The organism is Paenisporosarcina sp. P4_B8, from assembly GCF_056402175.1.
The window spans coordinates 115327-135002 of record NZ_JBFUHX010000010.1; the positions used below are offsets into that span (position 1 = coordinate 115327).

27 protein-coding genes and 1 rRNA gene are annotated in these 19676 nt (G+C 40.4%); 22 read left to right on the top strand and 6 right to left on the bottom strand.

The genetic code is table 11. The features are described 5' to 3' along the window. Positions 1-4: 4 nt before the first annotated feature. The 15 genes from AC1DSK_RS11250 to AC1DSK_RS11320 all read left to right on the top strand — a co-directional run bounded on the left by AC1DSK_RS11250 (position 5) and on the right by AC1DSK_RS11320 (position 10319). The gene (locus tag AC1DSK_RS11250) at positions 5-658 is read left to right on the top strand and encodes an adenylate kinase (protein WP_477547179.1); all 654 of its coding nucleotides are present in this window, start codon (positions 5-7) and stop codon (positions 656-658) included. Positions 659-1081: 423 nt separating this feature from the next. After that, positions 1082-1300 (top strand): translation initiation factor IF-1, encoded by a 219-nt coding sequence (gene infA, locus AC1DSK_RS11255; protein ID WP_016429904.1) that lies wholly within the window; start codon positions 1082-1084, stop codon positions 1298-1300. A gap of 37 nt (positions 1301-1337) precedes the next feature. Next, positions 1338-1451, top strand: a complete 114-nt coding sequence (rpmJ, locus tag AC1DSK_RS11260; protein ID WP_000868344.1) for a 50S ribosomal protein L36 — start codon at positions 1338-1340, stop codon at positions 1449-1451. Positions 1452-1474: 23 nt separating this feature from the next. Then, on the top strand, positions 1475-1840 hold the full coding sequence (rpsM, locus tag AC1DSK_RS11265; protein WP_016429905.1) for a 30S ribosomal protein S13: 366 nt from the start codon (positions 1475-1477) through the stop codon (positions 1838-1840). A 25-nt stretch (positions 1841-1865) separates the two neighbouring features. Then, positions 1866-2255: a 30S ribosomal protein S11 gene (gene rpsK, locus AC1DSK_RS11270; protein WP_016429906.1), complete on the top strand. Its 390-nt coding sequence runs from the start codon at positions 1866-1868 to the stop codon at positions 2253-2255. A 140-nt stretch (positions 2256-2395) separates the two neighbouring features. Beyond that, complete coding sequence (locus AC1DSK_RS11275; RefSeq protein ID WP_016429907.1) at positions 2396-3340, top strand: DNA-directed RNA polymerase subunit alpha; 945 nt, start codon at positions 2396-2398, stop codon at positions 3338-3340. A 51-nt stretch (positions 3341-3391) separates the two neighbouring features. Continuing rightward, positions 3392-3772 (top strand): 50S ribosomal protein L17, encoded by a 381-nt coding sequence (rplQ, locus tag AC1DSK_RS11280; protein ID WP_016429908.1) that lies wholly within the window; start codon positions 3392-3394, stop codon positions 3770-3772. A 381-nt stretch (positions 3773-4153) separates the two neighbouring features. After that, the gene (locus tag AC1DSK_RS11285) at positions 4154-4999 is read left to right on the top strand and encodes an energy-coupling factor ABC transporter ATP-binding protein (RefSeq protein ID WP_477547180.1); all 846 of its coding nucleotides are present in this window, start codon (positions 4154-4156) and stop codon (positions 4997-4999) included. After that, the gene (locus tag AC1DSK_RS11290) at positions 4975-5847 is read left to right on the top strand and encodes an energy-coupling factor ABC transporter ATP-binding protein (protein WP_477547181.1); all 873 of its coding nucleotides are present in this window, start codon (positions 4975-4977) and stop codon (positions 5845-5847) included. The genes AC1DSK_RS11285 and AC1DSK_RS11290 overlap by 25 nt, the downstream gene beginning before the upstream one ends. Further along, positions 5844-6641, top strand: a complete 798-nt coding sequence (locus AC1DSK_RS11295) for an energy-coupling factor transporter transmembrane component T family protein (RefSeq protein ID WP_477547182.1) — start codon at positions 5844-5846, stop codon at positions 6639-6641. The genes AC1DSK_RS11290 and AC1DSK_RS11295 overlap by 4 nt, the downstream gene beginning before the upstream one ends. Before the next feature lie 19 nt (positions 6642-6660). Next, on the top strand, positions 6661-7410 hold the full coding sequence (gene truA / locus AC1DSK_RS11300) for a tRNA pseudouridine(38-40) synthase TruA (protein ID WP_477547183.1): 750 nt from the start codon (positions 6661-6663) through the stop codon (positions 7408-7410). 166 nt (positions 7411-7576) lie between these two features. Next, positions 7577-8014 carry a 50S ribosomal protein L13 gene (gene rplM / locus AC1DSK_RS11305; RefSeq protein ID WP_016429913.1) on the top strand — a complete coding sequence of 146 codons (438 nt, stop codon included), beginning with the start codon at positions 7577-7579 and terminating at the stop codon, positions 8012-8014. 20 nt (positions 8015-8034) lie between these two features. Continuing rightward, a complete protein-coding gene (rpsI, locus tag AC1DSK_RS11310; protein ID WP_016429914.1) occupies positions 8035-8427 on the top strand; it encodes a 30S ribosomal protein S9 in 393 nt (130 codons plus the stop codon). 275 nt (positions 8428-8702) lie between these two features. Then, the gene (locus AC1DSK_RS11315; RefSeq protein ID WP_477547184.1) at positions 8703-9401 is read left to right on the top strand and encodes a DUF4386 domain-containing protein; all 699 of its coding nucleotides are present in this window, start codon (positions 8703-8705) and stop codon (positions 9399-9401) included. A 204-nt stretch (positions 9402-9605) separates the two neighbouring features. Continuing rightward, positions 9606-10319 (top strand): ferritin-like domain-containing protein, encoded by a 714-nt coding sequence (locus AC1DSK_RS11320; RefSeq protein ID WP_477547185.1) that lies wholly within the window; start codon positions 9606-9608, stop codon positions 10317-10319. Between the two features lie 246 nt (positions 10320-10565). On the opposite strand, the gene AC1DSK_RS11325 is transcribed toward AC1DSK_RS11320, so the two are convergent. After that, positions 10566-11495 carry an IS3 family transposase gene (locus tag AC1DSK_RS11325; protein ID WP_477547302.1) on the bottom strand — a complete coding sequence of 310 codons (930 nt, stop codon included), beginning with the start codon at positions 11493-11495 and terminating at the stop codon, positions 10566-10568. Then, positions 11456-11749 carry a transposase gene (locus AC1DSK_RS11330; protein WP_477547186.1) on the bottom strand — a complete coding sequence of 98 codons (294 nt, stop codon included), beginning with the start codon at positions 11747-11749 and terminating at the stop codon, positions 11456-11458. Before AC1DSK_RS11330 ends, AC1DSK_RS11325 begins: the two co-directional genes overlap by 40 nt. Positions 11750-11920: 171 nt before the next feature. Between AC1DSK_RS11330 and AC1DSK_RS11335 the strand changes: the two genes are divergently transcribed. Both AC1DSK_RS11335 and AC1DSK_RS11340 read left to right on the top strand, forming a co-directional pair. Further along, positions 11921-12730, top strand: coding sequence for an alpha/beta fold hydrolase (locus AC1DSK_RS11335; protein WP_477548768.1), 810 nt, complete (start codon positions 11921-11923; stop codon positions 12728-12730). A gap of 150 nt (positions 12731-12880) precedes the next feature. Then, on the top strand, positions 12881-13498 hold the full coding sequence (locus AC1DSK_RS11340) for a YitT family protein (protein ID WP_477548761.1): 618 nt from the start codon (positions 12881-12883) through the stop codon (positions 13496-13498). 113 nt (positions 13499-13611) lie between these two features. On the opposite strand, the gene AC1DSK_RS11345 is transcribed toward AC1DSK_RS11340, so the two are convergent. Together AC1DSK_RS11345 and AC1DSK_RS11350 are read right to left on the bottom strand one after the other, a co-directional pair. Then, positions 13612-13755: a hypothetical protein gene (locus tag AC1DSK_RS11345; protein ID WP_477548762.1), complete on the bottom strand. Its 144-nt coding sequence runs from the start codon at positions 13753-13755 to the stop codon at positions 13612-13614. Between the two features lie 5 nt (positions 13756-13760). After that, complete coding sequence (locus tag AC1DSK_RS11350; RefSeq protein ID WP_016429918.1) at positions 13761-14060, bottom strand: hypothetical protein; 300 nt, start codon at positions 14058-14060, stop codon at positions 13761-13763. A gap of 140 nt (positions 14061-14200) precedes the next feature. Between AC1DSK_RS11350 and AC1DSK_RS11355 the strand changes: the two genes are divergently transcribed. The 3 genes from AC1DSK_RS11355 (at position 14201) to AC1DSK_RS11365 (ending at position 16958) form a co-directional block, all read left to right on the top strand. Next, positions 14201-14902: a DUF421 domain-containing protein gene (locus AC1DSK_RS11355; protein ID WP_477548763.1), complete on the top strand. Its 702-nt coding sequence runs from the start codon at positions 14201-14203 to the stop codon at positions 14900-14902. A gap of 133 nt (positions 14903-15035) precedes the next feature. Then, positions 15036-15749 carry an N-acetylmuramoyl-L-alanine amidase gene (locus AC1DSK_RS11360; protein WP_342542700.1) on the top strand — a complete coding sequence of 238 codons (714 nt, stop codon included), beginning with the start codon at positions 15036-15038 and terminating at the stop codon, positions 15747-15749. A gap of 150 nt (positions 15750-15899) precedes the next feature. Beyond that, positions 15900-16958, top strand: a complete 1059-nt coding sequence (locus tag AC1DSK_RS11365; protein ID WP_342542701.1) for a P-loop NTPase — start codon at positions 15900-15902, stop codon at positions 16956-16958. A 41-nt stretch (positions 16959-16999) separates the two neighbouring features. Here the strand turns inward: AC1DSK_RS11365 and gerD are convergent, their stop codons facing one another. Further along, a complete protein-coding gene (gene gerD, locus AC1DSK_RS11370; protein WP_477548764.1) occupies positions 17000-17596 on the bottom strand; it encodes a spore germination lipoprotein GerD in 597 nt (198 codons plus the stop codon). A gap of 148 nt (positions 17597-17744) precedes the next feature. Here gerD and AC1DSK_RS11375 point away from each other — a divergent pair, with 148 nt between their 5' ends. Beyond that, entirely contained in the window at positions 17745-18422 is a 678-nt protein-coding gene (locus AC1DSK_RS11375) for a KinB-signaling pathway activation protein (RefSeq protein WP_477548765.1), read from the top strand. Between the two features lie 96 nt (positions 18423-18518). Here AC1DSK_RS11375 and AC1DSK_RS11380 read toward each other — a convergent pair whose 3' ends face one another. Further along, positions 18519-19169 carry a hypothetical protein gene (locus tag AC1DSK_RS11380; RefSeq protein ID WP_477548766.1) on the bottom strand — a complete coding sequence of 217 codons (651 nt, stop codon included), beginning with the start codon at positions 19167-19169 and terminating at the stop codon, positions 18519-18521. Between the two features lie 350 nt (positions 19170-19519). Between AC1DSK_RS11380 and AC1DSK_RS11385 the strand changes: the two genes are divergently transcribed. Beyond that, positions 19520-19676 (top strand): 16S ribosomal RNA (locus AC1DSK_RS11385); the annotation flags it as partial.

Here is a 19676-nt window from a genome sequence, read left to right on the forward strand (position 1 = left end):
ACGTATGAATATCGTTTTAATGGGTCTGCCAGGTGCAGGTAAAGGCACTCAAGCAGATAAAATTGTTGAGAAGTACGAAATCCCTCATATTTCTACAGGCGACATGTTCCGAGCAGCTATAAAAGATGGTACGGAACTAGGCCTAAAAGCCAAATCGTTTATGGATGAGGGTGCATTAGTACCTGATGAAGTAACGATCGGAATTGTCCGTGAAAGATTAAGCAAAGCTGATTGTGAAAAAGGATTTCTATTGGACGGGTTTCCACGTACTGTTCCTCAAGCTGAAGCACTTGATGCGCTTTTAGCAGATTTGAACAAAGACGTAGAGCACGTTTTGAACATCCAAGTTGAACAAGAAGATTTGATTAAGCGCCTAACTGGTCGTCGCATCTGTAAAGTCTGCGGCACTGCGTACCATTTAATCTTCAATCCATCTCAAAAAGATGGAGTGTGTGATAAAGATGGGGGCGAGCTTTACCAGCGCGCGGATGACAATCCGGAAACGGTCACAAACCGTCTGGAAGTAAATATGAAACAAACACAACCTTTGCTTGACTATTATGGCAACAAAGGCGTGTTGACAAATATTAACGGTCAGCAAGACATTCATAAGGTATTTGCTGATTTAAACGCTCTTTTAGAGGGCAACCGCAGCTGAACCTAGCGGCACGCTTGTAAACGGAATTTAATTTCTAGAGCTGCAAAAGCAAATTATGCCCGATATACGAAAGAACGAAATAGACAATGTTACGTCTAAGAGGATCCCTTTGTCCTTTCGTGCATTTCTACTTCCGACAAGGTATAATGGGTTTCGTGGAAGCATCTGTGTAACGGATATGGTGGAACTCATCCAAGGCATTCCGAGCGGTCGTGTTTACATGAGGGAGACAAGGTTCACCCGGGTCAGTCTACTCCGTAGGTTGCCAGAAGCGAAGCCTGACGAGTGTCTTTCGAACATCTCTCATGCAAAACAAACATATGTTGAAACGAAAAGAATCCTACACGGGTTTCGATTTGCGGAACATTCCGTTTGATTTGATGATGAGAACCTGATTTTTTATACAGAAGGGAGACAGGGTTGATGGCGAAAGACGATGTAATTGAAGTCGAAGGTACAGTTGTTGAGACTTTGCCAAACGCGATGTTTAAGGTAGAATTGGAAAACGGTCATACGATTCTTGCACATGTTTCGGGCAAAATCCGTATGCACTTTATCCGCATCCTGCCTGGAGATAAAGTCACAATTGAACTTTCTCCTTACGATTTAACTCGCGGTCGTATCACATACCGTTTTAAATAATCTTTTGCACTCCGGACCACTAAGGAGGTTGGGTTAGATGAAAGTGAGACCATCTGTGAAACCGATCTGCGAAAAATGTAAAGTTATTCGCCGACGCGGTAAAGTAATGGTAATCTGTGAAAATCCTAAACATAAACAAAAACAAGGCTAATTTGAAGGAGGTGCACGACACACATGGCTCGTATTGCTGGTGTTGACATTCCGCGCGATAAACGCGTTGTTATTTCATTAACATATATTTTCGGGATTGGTAAAACAACTGCACAAAAAGTTTTAGCTACTGCAGGAGTTGCTGAAGATACACGCGTGCGTGATCTTACAGAAGACGAATTGAACAAAATTCGTGAATCAATCGGTGCTTTCAAGGTAGAAGGTGACCTTCGCCGTGAAGTATCATTAAACATTAAACGCTTGATGGAAATCGGTTCATTCCGTGGTATCCGTCATCGTAGAGGTTTACCTGTTCGCGGTCAAAATACGAAGAACAATGCGCGTACGCGTAAAGGTCCTCGTAAAACTGTTGCTAACAAGAAAAAATAATCGGTAAAGGAGGTTTCTTCCTAACATGGCACGTAAACAACAAACACGTAAGCGTCGTGTGAAAAAGAATATCGAATCCGGTATTGCTCACATCCGCTCTACATTTAACAACACAATTGTAACGATTACAGATATGCAAGGAAATGCGGTATCTTGGTCAAGTGCTGGTTCACTTGGTTTCAAAGGTTCTCGTAAATCAACTCCGTTTGCTGCGCAAATGGCTGCTGAAGCAGCGGCGAAAGCTTCTGTGGAACACGGTCTTAAGACGTTAGAAGTAACGGTAAAAGGTCCTGGTGCTGGTCGTGAAGCTGCAATTCGTGCACTTCAAGCTGCTGGTCTAGATGTTACAGCTATTAAAGATGTAACTCCAGTTCCGCATAACGGTTGCCGACCACCAAAACGTCGTCGCGTGTAATAGGTGCGACTCAATTAATTGATTGAGAACATCATTTCTTGTACAAACTGAGTTGTGCAATCACCGATAAGTCTTAGTACTTATTGATTTCTGATGGAACGAACCTATACATTCGATGTTTTGAAGGAGGGTATATTTGAATGATCGAAATTGAAAAACCAAAGATTGAAACGGTTGAGATCAGCGAAGGTGCCAAATTTGGCAAGTTTGTTGTAGAACCGCTTGAGCGTGGATATGGAAACACATTAGGTAATTCCCTACGTCGTATCCTTTTGTCTTCTTTACCAGGGGCTGCTGTAACTTCTATTCAAATTGATGGCGTGCTTCACGAGTTCTCTACTATTGAGGGCGTAGTTGAAGATGTCGCTTCAGTTATTATGAACGTGAAGAAACTAGCTCTTAAAATCTACTCTGACGAAGAAAAAGTCATTGAGATTGATGTTAAAGGTGATGGAACGGTTACAGCTGCTGACATTACACATGACAGTGATGTAGAAATTTTAAATCCTGATCTCTATATTGCAACAATCGGTAAAAATGGTCATTTGCGTATGCGTATGTATGCACAACGCGGCCGCGGTTACACTCCTGCTGATCAAAACAAACGTGAGGATCTTCCTATCGGCGTGATCCCAATCGACTCTATATATACTCCAGTTTCACGCGTCAATTTCCAAGTAGAAAATACTCGTGTTGGTCAAATGACTAACTTCGATAAACTTTCTCTTGATGTGTGGACAGATGGCAGCATCGGTCCTAAAGAGGCGATTTCGCTTGGCGCGAAAATTTTAACGGAGCATTTAAATATCTTCGTTGGTATGACTGATGAGGCAAAAACTGCTGAAATCATGGTTGAGAAAGAAGAAGACCAAAAAGAAAAAGTGTTGGAGATGACTATCGAAGAGCTTGATCTTTCTGTTCGTTCTTATAACTGCTTGAAGCGCGCTGGTATCAACACGGTACTTGAGTTAGCTAACAAGTCAGAAGACGACATGATGAAAGTACGTAACCTTGGACGTAAATCACTAGAAGAAGTAAAAGCGAAGTTAGAAGAGCTTGGCTTAGGATTACGCAAAGAAGACTAAGCGACTTTTTTGATATAACAGATTAATATTCAACAAAGGAGGTAAACATCTATGGGTTACAGAAAACTTGGTCGTACAAGTTCTCAACGTAAAGCGATGTTACGTGACTTAACAACTGATTTGATCATCAACGAACGCATTCAAACGACAGAAGCTCGTGCGAAAGAACTTCGTTCAGTTGTTGAAAAAATGATTACATTAGGTAAACGTGGAGATTTGCATGCACGCCGTCAAGCTGCATCTTATATTCGTCGTGAACTAGTGACTGCTACTGATGAAGAAGGCACTGAAACAACAGTTTATGCTTTGCAAAAATTGTTTGATGATGTAGCACCACGCTACGCTGATCGTCAAGGCGGATACACACGTATTATGAAAATGGGACCTCGTCGTGGAGACGGAGCACCTGTTGTAGTGATTGAATTAGTTTAATCATCACAATTCGAAGAGGGTTCTAGGTTAGTAGCCGCCCTCTTCTTTTTAAAAGAAAAGATTTATACGACATAATGAAAAGCAGAGCGTTACGATGAGCGGACCTTTAGGTAGCGTCTCGTCTAGCTCTACGCACCTCATTCACGTAGACGGTCTGAGCAACCGAATACGAAAAAGATATAGAAGAGCGCATTTCTCTGAATGAGGTGCGCGCTTTTTTATTTCATTGATAGAAAATATTCATTATTTGGATATCAGTGTATGAATATATACTCAGTTTGCACCTTTACTGGTGCAAACTGTGTTTTTGTAATAGTGTAAAATAGAAACATTGACGAGAATGAGTTGAGTTCGAGCAGAGTAAGAGGAGGTCATATAGAGATGACAGAAATAATATCACTACATGAAGTCACCTATACATATTCACCAGAAGAAAAAGATGCGCGAAAAGCTGTAGAAAACATTTCTTTTTCTGTCAATGATGGCGAGTGGATTGCAATTGTTGGTCATAATGGTTCTGGTAAATCCACAATGGCGAAACTCATGAATGGACTGTTATTTCCTCAATCGGGGGAAGTACGTGTTCTTGGTGAAACGCTGAATGAAGAGAATTTATGGGATATTCGTTCACAAATGGGCATGGTATTTCAAAACCCAGACAATCAATTTGTCGGGGCTACCGTCCAGGATGATGTCGCTTTTGCTTTGGAAAATAACGGAGTTCCGTTTAAAGATATGGTTGTACGTGTGCACGAGTCCCTTGCGCAAGTGAAAATGGAAAATTTCTTAGATAGTGAACCTCATCATTTATCTGGGGGACAGAAGCAACGAGTAGCCATTGCGGGTGCATTGGCTTTAAAGCCGAGAATTCTTATCTTGGATGAAGCTACTTCTATGCTCGACCCACAAGGGCGAGAAGAAGTATTAACTACAGTTCGTAGATTACGGGAGAAAACACAGTTAACGGTTTTATCCATAACGCATGATCTCGAGGAAGCTTTACTTGCTGATCGCATTTTTGTAATGAATAACGGGCACAAATACGCTGAAGGCACACCAGCTGAAATTTTTTCTCGTGGAGAAGAACTGGTGGCACTAGGATTAGATCTGCCATTTGCCATGAAAATGGGCAGTCTATTACGTGCGAATGGAATAGAGTTAAAAAACGAACACATGTCAGAACAAGAGTTGGTGAATGATGTATGGACATCCAACTTCAACAAGTAGGGTATGCCTACGCCAAAGGGACACCTTTTGAAAAGCGTGCACTATACGACGTGGATTTACATATTCCTTCTGGTTCCTACCAGGCTATTATCGGACATACTGGCTCAGGGAAATCGACTTTACTGCAACATTTAAATGCACTATTGAAACCATCTGAAGGGTCAGTACAGCTTGGCGATATGACGATTGAAGCTGGCAAGAAAGCGAAGAACTTAAAATCGATTCGTCAGCAAATTGGCATCGTTTTTCAATTTCCTGAACATCAATTGTTTGATGAGACTGTATTGAAAGATATCATGTTTGGACCTTTAAACTTTGGCGTACCAAAAGAAGAGGCGGAGCGACGGGCACGTGTCTTAGCTGACCAACTGGGTTTACCTGAAGAAGTACTGGACAAGTCACCGTTCGATTTGTCGGGTGGTCAAATGCGACGAGTGGCCATTGCGGGTGTGTTGGCGATGGAACCTAGCGTCTTGGTATTAGATGAGCCTACAGCAGGTTTGGACCCACGTGGGCGTCAGGAAATCATGGATTTGTTCCACCAACTGCATGTAGAAAAAGGATTAACCACGGTTTTGGTAACCCATTCCATGGAAGATGCGGCGCGCTATGCAGATCGAGTAGCGATCATGCATGATGGCCGATGTGTTCTAAGTGGCGATCCGGTCACTATTTTCGGAAATGACGAGAGACTTGCTGAATATCGTTTAGCAGCACCACGTGTTGTACGTTTCCAACGTCAAGTTGAAGCTCGACTAGGTTATCCATTGGACAGACTCTGCTTGACGGAAGAACAGTTAGCGCTGGAAATAAGTCGTGTCGTCCAAAGGGAGCGTGATTCCTTATGATGGAAAAAATGATATTTGGTCGTTATATTCCAGGGGATTCATTTGTACATAAACTGGACCCTCGTTCGAAACTGGTATTTGTCTTTTTGTTTATTGCCATTGTCTTTTTGGCAAACAATGCTGTGACATATGCATTAATTCTTGCATTCACTTTAGGAACTGTTTTGCTATCACGTATTCGTCTATATTTCTTAATTAATGGGTTGAAACCCATCATGTTTTTACTCATATTTACTTTCCTGATCCACATCTTCTTTACAAAAGAAGGAGACTTATTGTGGAAATGGCAGTTTATCGAAGTGTATGAAGAAGGACTGAGACAAGGTATTTTCATTTCCACTCGATTTTTGGTTCTGGTCTTTATCACATCCATTTTAACACTGACCACTTCGCCGATTTCAATAACAGATGGAATGGAAGTTCTATTGAACCCTTTCAAGCGTTTCAAATTACCCGTGCATGAACTCGCGTTGATGATGTCGATTTCGTTGCGCTTTATTCCAACGTTGATGGATGAAACTGATAAAATTTTGAAAGCCCAGATGGCCCGCGGATCCGATATTAGTACGGGCTCCATCAAAGAGCGAATCAAAGCGGTTGTGCCGTTACTTATCCCTTTGTTTGTCAGTGCATTTAAACGGGCAGAAGATTTAGCTGTAGCGATGGAAGTACGTGGCTACCGTGGTGGAGAAGGGCGAACACGATACCGTCAATTAAAGTGGGATTGGCGGGACAGTACTGCCCTCGCTATGTTAGGGATTTTAACTTTATTACTTTGGTGGCTCCGATCGTAAAACTGGAGGGAAAAATGCAGTGAAACGCTTAAAAGCAATTATCATGTATGACGGCTATGGATTTGCCGGCTATCAAGTGCAGCCTAATGCTCGAACGGTACAGCTCGAACTGGAGCGTGTCCTGACAAAAATGCACAAAGGGACAATCGTACGTGTTGTGGCAAGTGGCCGCACAGATGCTGGTGTTCATGCGATTGGACAAGTCATCCATTTTGATACCGACCTGCAATTTCCCATCGAGCGATGGCAACGGGCACTAAATGTTCAGCTGCCCGGTGATATCCGAGTGGTGTCTGTGGAAGAAGTATCAAATGATTTTCACGCGCGGTATGGGACTACGGGCAAAGTGTATCGATACAAATGGGGCTTAGGAGACGTTGAGAGCCCTTTTAAGCGTCATTACGTCGTTTATATGCCTGGAGCCAATCCGGACATCGAACGAATGAGAGAAGCCGCTCAAGCGTTTTTAGGTACACATGATTTTACGAGTTTTTGTTCAGCTCGCACAGAAGTAATCGACCGGGTCCGAACCATCAAACGATTAGAATTGATTGAAAGTGAGCAGGGTGAGCTTCATATGGTGATTGAAGGCGACGGGTTTTTATATAATATGGTTCGCATCATTGCGGGGAATTTGTGGGAAGTTGGGATTGGTCGTCGCGAGCCGGGCGACATGGTACTAATGCTTGCCGCAATGGATCGCAAAAAGGCCGGTAAAACCGCGCCGGCACACGGTTTGTACTTAGAATCTGTATTTTATTCCGAATGAAGCAACACGTCCAGGTGTTTTAAAATAATTCCTTGACTTTTTGTTCCATACGTTATATGATGACACATGGTATTTCATTAACCCCACAATAAGCCCCGAAACTTGTTGTTGATGATGATATAGAAAATTTTAAATCAGATTAGATCGAATTAGGAGGACAAAATACATGCGTACAACATTCATGGCTAAAGGTCACGAAGTAGAGCGTAAATGGTTAGTAGTAGACGCAGAAGGCCAAACACTTGGTCGTTTAGCTTCTGAAGTAGCTGCTATCTTACGTGGAAAAAACAAACCAACATTCACACCACACGTTGACACAGGTGATCACGTGATCATTATCAACGCTGAGAAAATCGAATTGACTGGTAAAAAATTGACAGACAAAATTTACTACCGTCATACACAATTTGCTGGTGGATTGAAAAAACGTACTGCATTACAAATGCGTACAAACTACCCTACAAAAATGCTTGAATTAGCAATCAAAGGGATGCTTCCTAAAAACTCTTTAGGTCGTCAAACGTTCACTAAACTTCACGTATACGCTGGAGCAGAACATCCACATGCAGCACAAAAACCAGAAGCTTATGAGCTTCGCGGATAATCATAGAGGAGGATACAACCTTGGCACAAGTTCAATATATCGGCACAGGTCGTCGTAAAAGCTCAACTGCACGTGTACGTTTAGTACCGGGCGAAGGCAAAATCGTAATCAACAAACGTGACGTAGAAGACTACGTACCATTCGCAACATTACGCGAAATCATCAAACAACCATTAGTAGCAACTGAAACAGTTGGAAGCTACGATATCCATGTAAACGTTAATGGTGGTGGATACACAGGTCAAGCAGGCGCAATCCGTCATGGTATTGCTCGTGCACTACTTCATGTAGATCCTGATTTCCGTCCAGCATTGAAATCTGCAGGATTGTTAACTCGTGACTCACGCATGAAAGAACGTAAAAAATACGGTCTTAAAGGCGCTCGTCGTGCACCTCAGTTCTCAAAACGTTAATCTTCGGATTTTCAAAAACCCTTTCCCATTCGTGGGAGAGGGTTTTTTTGTGTATGGAAAATTGTTTTGACCACAGATTATAACTCAATATACGTGCGGTTTGCTCTTTTGCTGTTCTATAAATATAGATCTTGCTCGTTTTAACTGTTGTTCTATTTATTCGTATTCGTTGATATTAATGAATATAAGGAATCGGAGGAGGATAAATAATAGCAAGTGTGTGTGTACACAAATTACGGTCCTAGTGTAATTAAAAAAGGAAGGGAATTGAATAAGTGAAATCAAGCAAATTAAATGCAAGAATTATCGGAGTGCTTTATATTGTTGCGACGGTTGCGGCAATCATAGGGCTTATTTTGTATAATCCGATTCTCAATGACCCTGATTACCTCGTTTCGGGAGCTAAAAACGAAAACCAGATAATACTTGGGGCGATTTTTGAGTTGATTCTGGCATGTTCTGCTATTGGCACTGCCATTATGCTATATCCATATATAAGAAAACAAAATGAAAGCATTGCACGTGGGTATGTGTGTTTCCGTTTTTTTGAAACTGTTCTCATTGTAATTGGCATAGTCAGCGTACTTTCTCTATTGACGTTAAGCCAGGTATTCGTAAGTTCAGATAATCCGAGTATATCCGCATATCAAACTTCAGGCGCATTGTTACTGGCAGTACATGACTGGACTTTTATTTTGGGTCCCAACTTCATGTTAGGTGTAAACACTTTGATGTATAGCTATTTGCTTTATCAATCTAAACTTGTACCCAGATTTATATCCGTCATGGGCCTTGCAGGAGCATCAATGATTATAATCGCAGCTTTGTTAGAAATGTTCGGGGTGATTCAGCAGGTTTCAACATGGGGAACCATCCTGGCAATTCCGATCTTCTTCTTTGAAATGATATTAGCGGTATGGCTGATCGTGAAAGGGTTCAATGCAAAAATGCTTCAATCTGCTTCGGTTTCATAATTGTTTGCATGAACTTTTTAATTGCACCTCAGTTCTCAAAACGTTTATCTTCGGATTTTCAAAAACCCTTTCCCATTCGTGGGAGAGGATTTTTGGTGTTTAAAATGAAGGTACTCGTATAACTTGATATGTATTACTTTTGTTTAATACTTCCAAGTTTCTTTACATAGAATAGCAAGGATGAACATACGAAGGGGGACCACTTTGAATAATCCAGGTTATTATGCAGTGCAAAGATATGATATGCAGGCTCTGCAAAATTCTCTGATGTTGATGGCCGAAGCAGTGCAAGGGGAACAGGAAGATCGTCTTTTTTATGATTATTTAATATCAGTAGCACCAACGCAAGAGGACAAGGACATCATTGCTTCCATACGTGACGATGAGATCCGTCACAATCTGATGTTCAAACAAATGTATAAAATGTATACCGGACAGGATGTACCGGATGCTCCAGGAGAAGAATTTACCAAACCTTCTTCATATGAGGAAGGCTTACAGCAAGCATTGTTCGGGGAACTAAGGGCAGTGGAGAAGTACCGAGTAATTCGGCAAGGCTTACCTGATCGCCAAAATAGGGACTTGGTGTTTAACATTCTTACTGACGAATTGAAGCATGCTTCGAAATATAATTTCCTCTATACCGAAAATCGAACAAGGGATATCGGATCAGGCAGTTCAACGAATAGGAAATCGCCTGACGATTGGATCAGATACACAGAATTCCTGGTGGAAGAAGCACTCGAAGATGAAAAGAGGGGCATCAATTCTACACACATTTATCAGGAATTCATTTTGATGGGCATACTCGTTGGCCAAGGATACACACCACAACAGGCTTACGAGACAGTTGAAGCATGGGAAAAGACAGGAGAATCCAAACTTCTGCAGGCAAGTAAAAAAATGAACAATCAGTAAAGAAAGTAAACCGAAACCGCAGTTAGGATGTCAGGTAGACAGTTTAGTGCTCCAGGTAGACAGAAGGGCTATCCAAGTAGACAGTTTTCGCTTCCAGGTAGACAGAATGGACTTCTGTCAAGAAAGTGTACACTTTTTTATTAATATTCTCGCAAAACAAAGTGCCTACCGCACTACGTTTGGTGAAGAGTTCTAAAAGAGAAAGTGAAAGACCATCACTTTCTCTTTTAGAGCTCTATGGTTAATTTAGGAGATTTTTGGCGCACTTAATAAACGGTACTTTTTCTCGTAGTAACTAGGAGATAAGTATCCTATGGTGGAGTGTCTTCGACGCTCATTATAAAAGCTAATAATGTAATTTGTTATAGCTTTCCGTGCTTCAGACCGGGTTTTAAATTTTGTACGATAAATCAATTCTTTCTTGATTGTGRCATGAAAAGACTCAATACAAGCATTGTCATAAGGATCACCTTTRCGGCTCATGCTAATTTGAATGTCATGTTCAAGTAATTTATCAACRTAATCCGTCGARCAGTATTGAGCTCCACGATCTGAATGATGAATGAGGTTATCTGAGACTTCACGTGAAWTAWAAGCATTTTCTAGTGCCTGTARAGGCAAGTCCTTTYGCATGTGARCATCTAATGACCATCCAATGATTTTACGAGAATATAGATCCATAATACTCGCCAAATATAACCACCCTTCTGAAGTCCAAATATAGGTGATATCTGCAACCCAGATACGATTCGGTTCACTTATGTTGAAGTTGCGATTCACTAGATYTGGATATATGTGCTGGTCATGTTTAGAGTCTGTGGTAACCATGTACTTATCGCTTTGRATGGCCCYTAGGCCAATTTCTCGCATATAACGTGCTACAGTCTTAAGTGAAATTTCGAATCCCCAATTGAGAARATCTTGATGAATTCGAGGACTTCCATAAGTACAGTAACTTTCGTAATAAGATTTAGAGATTTTTCTGCAAACATCCTCCTTGTATTTTTGCTTTTCAAGGTTTGGATTTTTCATTCGAGCCTTCCAGCGGTAGTAACCTGTCYTGGAGACACCCAATACATGGCACATCTTTTCCACAGAGTAATTTCCTTCMTGATYAAATATAAATCCGAAAATGACTACTGGTTTTTGGCAAAGATGTGCATGGCCTTTTTTAATATTTCAAGCTCTTCCTGCAAGTCACTAAGTTGTTTTTTATAGGTATTCTCCATTTTCTTCACGTCCGAATCTGAATGGAAAATGATTTTACCTGMATCTGGATTCAGTTTCTGTTTGTATTCRCCTATCCATTTATAAAGTGTGGATCTTGGAATTTCTAATTCACGAGCAACCTCCGYWGCTCTGCGTCGGTCTTCRACAATGATTTTAGCTATTTGTTCTTTGTACTCATGCGAATAATGTTTCCCATTCAATTTCAGCGCCTCCGCCCAGTTTCTTTTAGTATAAAGATTCTCTTTCAGGCGTGTACACTTTTTAGACTAACCCCAGAATGAGTCGCCAGGTTGTATAAAATCAAGCGCACTCTTAAGACTGGGTGAAATACAGTGGGCACTTTATCACATCATGGTAACGGGGGAAGAAGAATCGGTTATTATATTACGGTTGAAGAGAATGTGAATATTTACGTTGAGGATTTGAATCCTGGAAATGGCAAGCCCATTCTGTTTTTGCATGGATGGCCAGCCAATCATAAAATGTTTGAATATCAGTTCGATCAGCTACCTGCAATGGGTTACCGCTGTATCGGAATCGATCATCGGGGATTTGGAAAATCTGATCGCCCTTGGGATGGTTATAATTACGATCGAATGGCTGATGATGTACGAGTTATAATCGATACGCTGCAATTGGAGGATGTCATTCTAGCTGGTCACTCAATGGGAGGCGCGATTGCCATACGCTATATGGCCCGCCATGAAGGCCATAAAATTTCAAAGCTGGCTCTTTTTGGCGCAGCTGCACCTTCCTTTACCGAACGTCCTGATTTTCTATATGGAAAAACAACAGAAGAAGTAAATCAATTGATTCAAGAAACGTATACCAATCGACCGCAAATGCTGGCTGGTTTTGGCGATATTTTTTTCGCAAGGTATCTAACTGAAAGTTTTATTGATTGGTTTCAGAGTTTAGGATTAGAAGCTTCCGGTCATTCAACTGCCATGTGTCTCTTGGCACTAAGGGATGAAGACTTACGAAATGATCTAGCCAAAATCCATGTTCCTACCGCCATTTTCCATGGGAAACAAGATAAAGTATGTCCATATGTATTGGGCGAGTTAATGCATGAGGGTATAAAAGGATCGGAACTCATTCCTTTTTATTACAGTGGGCATGGGTTGTTCTATTGTGAGATGAAAAAATTTAATAGGGAGCTCGTTCGCTTTATCGGATAAAAAAGGAACAAGTTAGCAGATGGCTTCACATATTAATAAGTTTAGTCATCTTTTTTGTTTGTAGGACGACAGATGGATTTTTCAATTTGAAATATTTACGAAAAGTAATCATATACATTCAGTAAGGTGATTTTAAGAAGGTGGAATAGCATGCCCTTTATACATAAAACGATATCGATTGTTGTTGGAAGTTTGTTGATGGCAATAGGCGTGAACGTTTTTCTGATTAACCATGAGTTATTGGATGGTGGCACTTTTGGGATGGGGTTAATATTGCATTACCTGACAGGGATGCAAGTGGGATTGCTGGTGATCCTGTTGAGTATTCCTGTATTGATTCTTGCTTTGTTTTATAATCGATCTTTTTTATACAATAGTATTCACGGTATGCTGATTTCTTCCTTCGTAGTGGATTTAACGTATAATCCGTTACGGGCCTTAGGTTATGTTCTGGATCAAAATCCGTTAGGGAGCGCAGTACTAGGGGGCATATTTGTTGGTGCTGGAATAGGACTCATGCTTCGTTACGATACTAGTATTGGCGGAACGGATTTGCTGGGACAAATTATAGCAAATTATTTGAAAATCAATCCCGGAGTGATTATCTTTATGATTGATTTCATTATAGTTTTTACAGGTTACTTTTTAATTGACGACAGTTCTTTGGTTTTATCATTTATCACAGTAATCTGTGTGGGGACGATGACTAGTCTGCTAGCTATGAAGAGTAAAAAGGTAAAAGTACCTGTTATTTCATTTGGAGTTTGATTATAAAAGAGTTGGAGTGTTTTCGGGCTTTCGAACAAATAGAAATTTATAAAATGGCCGCGATCCTCTTTCGAGGTTTGTGGCCATTTATTTTGAGTTTAACATATGAGTTCTCAAATGATACCGGATTCAAATGTCACATCTGGAATATCTCTGGAACCGAAAATTAGAAGGGAAATGAACACAACAAGTAAAATCACATTCACAAATTTCACTCCATCAAAACTGGAACTACTTTTAGCATCAAAACAATTCAAATGTATCACTTCCTTTTTTTATTCATGCGTTTACTTAGGGCATCAAACACTTCGTCAAGGGTCATGTCACCGTTTTTATCCAAAAAATCAGCCATCTGATTCGTTTTATCATCTTTTAAATTTCGGTATTTCCCAATTAATGTCACGCTAATACTGGGGGAGTTACGAAATAGTTGAACTGATTCCACTTTTAATTTACCTAAGAGTAGTAAAGAGGCGGCTATGATATCGAGGTCTTGCCCTTTCAATAAGTCATGCAGGGTGTATTTTGAATTTAACTGTTTTCGAAACTGATCGTCATTCATGCTGGAAGTCCCCCCTCTTACTATCGTATGTAATTTAACGAGAAAGGTTTGTAGAACTTCATCCCCCTATAGTGAATAAGCAATCTTACATTCGGAAATAATGAAAAAGGCGGTGCAGTGAGAGGAAGGGGAAGTTACATATGGATCTGGATAATTATAGTTTTTTAGAGATGATTGTTAGAACGACCGTTACTTTTGTGGTCTTGCTTGGTCTTGCACGGCTTTTAGGTAAGGAACAATTAAGTCAGTTAACCTTTTTTAATTACATAACCGGTATCACTATTGGTTCGATAGCTGGTGAAGTGGTTGCACATGACGATACTCATTATTTCAATGCGATAACATCATTGATTTGGTGGTCTATTCTAACAGTGATTTTCAGTTATATATCAATGAAATCAGCCAAGGCAAAATCATTACTCGATGATAAACCGATGATTGTCATAAAGAATGGAAAGATTTTGGAGAACGGACTTAAGAAAAGCCGCCTTCCTATTGGAGATTTAAATATGTTACTAAGAATGCAGGGGATTTTCTCAGTTAAGGATGTGCATTTTGCCGTTTTGGAAACAAACGGAGAGCTGAGTGTTTTCAAAAAAGTTGCGCAGCAATCAGCGACGAAGCAAGATGTAAAAGCACAAATCGTTGTACCGAAATATATGCCCTGCACAATCATTGCGGAAGGTAAAATCATTCTTCGAAATTTGCAGGGAGCTGGCGTAACAGAAGAGTGGGTAATGAAACAGTTGAAGAAACATGGCGTGAATTCAATACAACAAGTATTCTATGCCGAGATTGAATCGGATGGCACCATTTACATTGATTTAGGAGAAGACGATTGAAATACCGTTAATATTTGACGAAACCTTTTCTTTTCATGGAAAAGGTTTTATATGTTTTAAAAGCAATCAATCTTTTGCTCATAGTTCGCCTCGGACATACGTATAGTGAGTTTAAAAGGTGGTGTCGTACGCGTTGAAACGCTGGATAGTAATTGGACTTTTATTGTTAGTTTCAGTAACGGTTGTGGTTTATGAAACGCAAGCTTCCGATCGCGCATTCTTTTTGCCTGCCCCTCTTGGTGGAATGAAAATTGTGGTAGACCCGGGTCATGGAGGAATGGACGGGGGAGCATCGGTGGGTGAGGTCGTCGAGTCAGATATTACGCTTGCACTGGGGAAAGAGCTCGAGAAGGAATTGAAGAAGTTGGGTGCAGAAGTAGTCATGACACGTTCACATGCAGATGATGCAGTAGCGGAGCACAATCCAAAAGCAACTTTTCCGACAATTCGAGCTAGAAAACTCGCTGATTTGAAATTGCGTGAAGAAATGATTGTTAATTCAGATGCGGATTTATTTATCAGTGTTCATGTAAACTCCATACCGGATGCAAGATGGCGCGGAGCTCAAGTGTTTTACCATAGAGACGGCCATGAAGGTGGAGCGGCTATTGCAAAAGCGATTCAAGGTGCCATCCGGGAACATATCGGAAACACCGACCGTGAAGCATTGGCAATCAAACAAGTTTATTTATTGAAAAAAGCAACTGTGCCGGCGGTCTTAGTGGAAACTGGTTTCTTAAGTAATCCTGAAGAACGAAAGTTGCTGACATCAAAAGATTACCAGGAGCAAATGGCAGAAGCGATTGCTGATGGCATTGAAAAGTATGTAGACAGTCAAATGCAATGACATGAATGACCATGTTCCGGTAATTTAGAAAAGTTGACGAGTAACCGTTTATCAATCCTACCCACTCAATCTGGATATCTTACAACACTACCACCTCCAATTGGATATGATATACTATAGGACGAAATGTACATTGAAGGAGTGTCTAAATTGATGAATGAACAACAGGTCCGTGAAATGCTCGGGCAATTACTGGACCCTTTTTTACATAAAACGTTACTCGAAACAAATGGCATTAAAGAAGTATCCATTAAAGAAGAAAAAAATCACGTTAGTGTAAAGCTGGCGATTGCGAAAACAAACACTGCGGAACAAATGCAGTTGCAAATGAAAGTTGTAGACTCATTGAAACAAGCGGGCGTTGGTACAGTGGGGATTCGCTTTGAAGAATTACCTGCAGAAGTGTTGGCACAATTCCGTGGAACGGCAACAGAGTCTGAAGCTCAGGATTTGTTGTCGCCATTAAATAAAGTGGAATTTATCTCAATTGCCTCAGGTAAAGGAGGCGTAGGGAAGTCTACGGTTTCCGTCAATTTGGCAGTGGCATTAGCTCGTTTAGGAAAAAAAGTCGGATTAATCGATGCGGATATTTATGGATTCAGCGTGCCGGATATGATGGGAATACAACAAAGCCCAAAAATTGATGGCAATCGCATCATTCCAGTTGAACGTTTTGGCGTAAAAGTCATCTCAATGGGCTTCTTCGTAGAAGATAATGCGCCTGTAGTATGGCGTGGTCCGATGCTAGGGAAAGTATTAGATCAATTCTTTAAAGATGTTGAGTGGGGCGAGCTGGATTATTTACTACTTGATTTACCACCTGGAACAGGTGACGTTGCACTCGATATCCATCAAATGATTCCAGCATCAAAAGAAATCGTGGTAACAACACCTCATCCAACCGCAGCATTCGTGGCAGCACGTGCTGGTGCTATGGCTCTACAAACGGATCATGAAGTACTAGGTGTAATTGAAAATATGGCATGGTTCGAGTCGAAAACATCTAACGAAAAAGAATATGTTTTCGGTAAAGGTGGCGGTCCGAAGCTTGCAGATGAGCTTCGTACAGAGCTTCTTGGGCAAATTCCATTAGGTCAACCTGATTGGAACGAGGATGATTTTGCACCATCTGTTTATTCACGTTTACACACAACGGGTAAAATTTATGAAGAAATTGCTTCAAAAGTCATTAATAAATTAACAAAATAATGTAAAACCCCCGCTCAGCATATTACGAGCGGGGGTTTCTGTTATTGTGGTTTATTTCCTCCGGCGTCTTTACTACCGCCACCAGATCCTTTTGATGATGATTTCCCTTGTTCTTCAGTCATGCCAGCCGCTTTAATTAATTCTACCCATTTAGCTTTTAGAAGCGGACTATCAATCGTTTCCTGCACAATTTTTTCGATTTCTTTGCGATTTGTTGACGACTTTAAAATTGTTTCCATTTGTTTTTGCATGTCAGGTTGTCCAAAGAATGATTCTAATTCCTTTTGGAAAGAAGCATCTTTCATTAAATCAGTCATGATTTTTTGTTGCTGTTCCTTCATGCTTTTAGCAAATGTTTCGGAGAAGGTTGGATCTTTAAAAGTATCCTTCCAAAACTTTTCCGCATCCTTAGAAAGAAGTGTGTTTTCAATTGAGCTTTTTACATCTTCCTGTTCCAAAACTAACAGTTCTTTAAATTCAGGATCCGAAAGCATTTGTCGCATTACCTTTTTGCCTTCTTCAGTTTGCATCGTGTCTGTAACCATTTTTTTCGTTTCTTCATAAGAAGGATTACTTTGTTGTTGCCCTCCACAGCCTGTCAATAAAACGATACCTATAAGAATTATCCATTTTCGCATACTCAACCTCTTTTCTCGCACTGGCCTTTTCATTTATTGTTCACAAAATCGCTGAGAATATGTAGATAACTCTTCGTAAAATAGATTTTTTACTTATTCGTTGATACAATCAGAAGAGGAACTCGAGAAAAACGGAGGATTTTTTGCTGTGACGATACGAAATTGGGTTATATTTTTCATTAAGGGACTACTAATCGGCGGAGCCGTTACTGGTGTACTTAGTTTATTTATTCGATGGGAAGACGCATTTGCACCATATGTTGCAAGTGGTGAGTACTTAGAATTCGCAGCCAGTTTCTTATGGTTTGTGTTTCTTGGAATGACAATGAGTGTTCTCAGTCAAATGGGGTTTTTCGCCTATCTGACAGTTCATCAATTCGGTGTAAATATTTTTAGAACGCTTACGTTATGGAACTGGGTACAATTATTAATTATTGCATTAGTCATTTTTGATTTGATTAAATTCCGATTTATGCCACTAGCAGAGACCCAATCACAACTTCTGTTGTACTTGGGACTGTTGACTGTACTGTTGGTTACCGGATTGGTTGTTGCTTACTTCAAAGCAAAATGGACAAAAAAACACGCATTCATTTCCGCGTTATTTTTCATGATTGTCATCACAACTTTAGAATGGTTACCGGTTTTAATGGTAGATGAAAAAGATGTAGACCGTTATGTGACTTTATTATTGTTCCCATTATTAGCTGTGAATGCATACCAACTTTTAAAATTGCCAAAATACAATGCGAAGTCAGATGCAGACCGTTTAAAATTAGAAGAACGAAGAAAAGCACGCGCTGAAGCTGCAAAAGCAAAAGCATAAAAAAAGGGCATCCACAATTTGGATGTCCTTTTCTTATTGTCCGAAAGTATAAATGCAATCAAAGGAGTTACAATAGCTTTGGCGTCATTCGATTTTTTAGGGAAAAGTTTTCGTTTCCGTCTGATAACCAAAAAGGGTTTCTTCTATAGAAACGAAAGGATGCGCTTTTTGATAAGTAATCAGTTCTTTTAGATCAACACGAGTTTCTTGGTGTAAAGCAACGGATACAATATCTCCTTTCCGAATTGTAGGAGCATTACCAGTTATCCAATTGACGTTTGCACTGACCATATTCATTTGATAATCCCATACTTGTGTCTTTAATGGCTCGGGAAAAGTGTGATCATATGTCCGATACCAAAGCGGTATAACACCGAATGCGGATTTGAAGCGTTCGATTTCTTCTCCCAATAATTCAGGTGTTTCTTCATAGTGTTTGCTTTCGTGTCCAAGTAATCCCACTGGAATCTTTTTTTCTTTAATCTTTTTCACGATTAAAGGAGAACGTTCAATCCAATCTGCATCGAGAAATAGAAGTGGATAAGGTTTTTCTAACTTTGTAATCCACTCGTCAACATCTTCACGGCCAAAAGACAAATCCACAGTGAGTGTCATTCCATGATTGCCCTTCATCAAAACGTCAGGTTGCTCTGTTACTCGGAAAACTGATGTCCATCGCTCACTTTGTTGAATAAATAAGAAAAAAACGAACACACTGATTAAGGCTATAAAAATACGTGTCTTCAATTAGTTACACAACCTCCCATGAACTAGTTTATTTTTCTCCAATAAAAATTATGATATTGTATTGACATACTTTGTTGGAGGATGGTAAGATACAAAAGTCGTCAAAACAAGCGGCAAACAAAAAAGAAAAAGCAAAACTTTTTGTTGACATGACAATCTGGATTTGCTAAGATATAAAAGTTGCTGTCGCGAGAGTGACCAACGAAATGAACCTTGAAAACTGAACAGCAAAACGTCAACAATAAAGCGGAACACACTTCGGTGTGGGAAGCRAAACTTGAACTTAATTGTTCATTTTAAAACGTCATTAATTTGACGCCAGCAACAAAGTCGAGCTAATCGACTCACCTATTATGGAGAGTTTGATCCTGGCTCAGGACGAACGCTGGCGGCGTGCCTAATACATGCAAGTCGAGCGGAATGATGAAGAAGCTTGCTTCTTCTGATTTTAGCGGCGGACGGGTGAGTAACACGTGGGCAACCTACCTTGTAGATTGGGATAACTCC

Excerpts from the sequence above, each read along its gene's own strand:
- AC1DSK_RS11250 (WP_477547179.1), top strand. The coding sequence starts at position 5 with ATGAATATCGTTTTAATGGGTCTGCCAGGTGCAGGTAAAGGCACTCAA.
- infA (WP_016429904.1), top strand. The coding sequence starts at position 1,082 with ATGGCGAAAGACGATGTAATTGAAGTCGAAGGTACAGTTGTTGAGACT.
- rpmJ (WP_000868344.1), top strand. The coding sequence starts at position 1,338 with ATGAAAGTGAGACCATCTGTGAAACCGATCTGCGAAAAATGTAAAGTT.
- rpsM (WP_016429905.1), top strand. The coding sequence starts at position 1,475 with ATGGCTCGTATTGCTGGTGTTGACATTCCGCGCGATAAACGCGTTGTT.
- rpsK (WP_016429906.1), top strand. The coding sequence starts at position 1,866 with ATGGCACGTAAACAACAAACACGTAAGCGTCGTGTGAAAAAGAATATC.
- AC1DSK_RS11275 (WP_016429907.1), top strand. The coding sequence starts at position 2,396 with ATGATCGAAATTGAAAAACCAAAGATTGAAACGGTTGAGATCAGCGAA.
- rplQ (WP_016429908.1), top strand. The coding sequence starts at position 3,392 with ATGGGTTACAGAAAACTTGGTCGTACAAGTTCTCAACGTAAAGCGATG.
- AC1DSK_RS11285 (WP_477547180.1), top strand. The coding sequence starts at position 4,154 with ATGACAGAAATAATATCACTACATGAAGTCACCTATACATATTCACCA.
- AC1DSK_RS11290 (WP_477547181.1), top strand. The coding sequence starts at position 4,975 with ATGGACATCCAACTTCAACAAGTAGGGTATGCCTACGCCAAAGGGACA.
- AC1DSK_RS11295 (WP_477547182.1), top strand. The coding sequence starts at position 5,844 with ATGATGGAAAAAATGATATTTGGTCGTTATATTCCAGGGGATTCATTT.
- rplM (WP_016429913.1), top strand. The coding sequence starts at position 7,577 with ATGCGTACAACATTCATGGCTAAAGGTCACGAAGTAGAGCGTAAATGG.
- AC1DSK_RS11340 (WP_477548761.1), top strand. The coding sequence starts at position 12,881 with ATGCCCTTTATACATAAAACGATATCGATTGTTGTTGGAAGTTTGTTG.
- AC1DSK_RS11350 (WP_016429918.1), bottom strand. The coding sequence starts at position 14,060 with ATGAATGACGATCAGTTTCGAAAACAGTTAAATTCAAAATACACCCTG.
- AC1DSK_RS11355 (WP_477548763.1), top strand. The coding sequence starts at position 14,201 with ATGGATCTGGATAATTATAGTTTTTTAGAGATGATTGTTAGAACGACC.
- gerD (WP_477548764.1), bottom strand. The coding sequence starts at position 17,596 with ATGCGAAAATGGATAATTCTTATAGGTATCGTTTTATTGACAGGCTGT.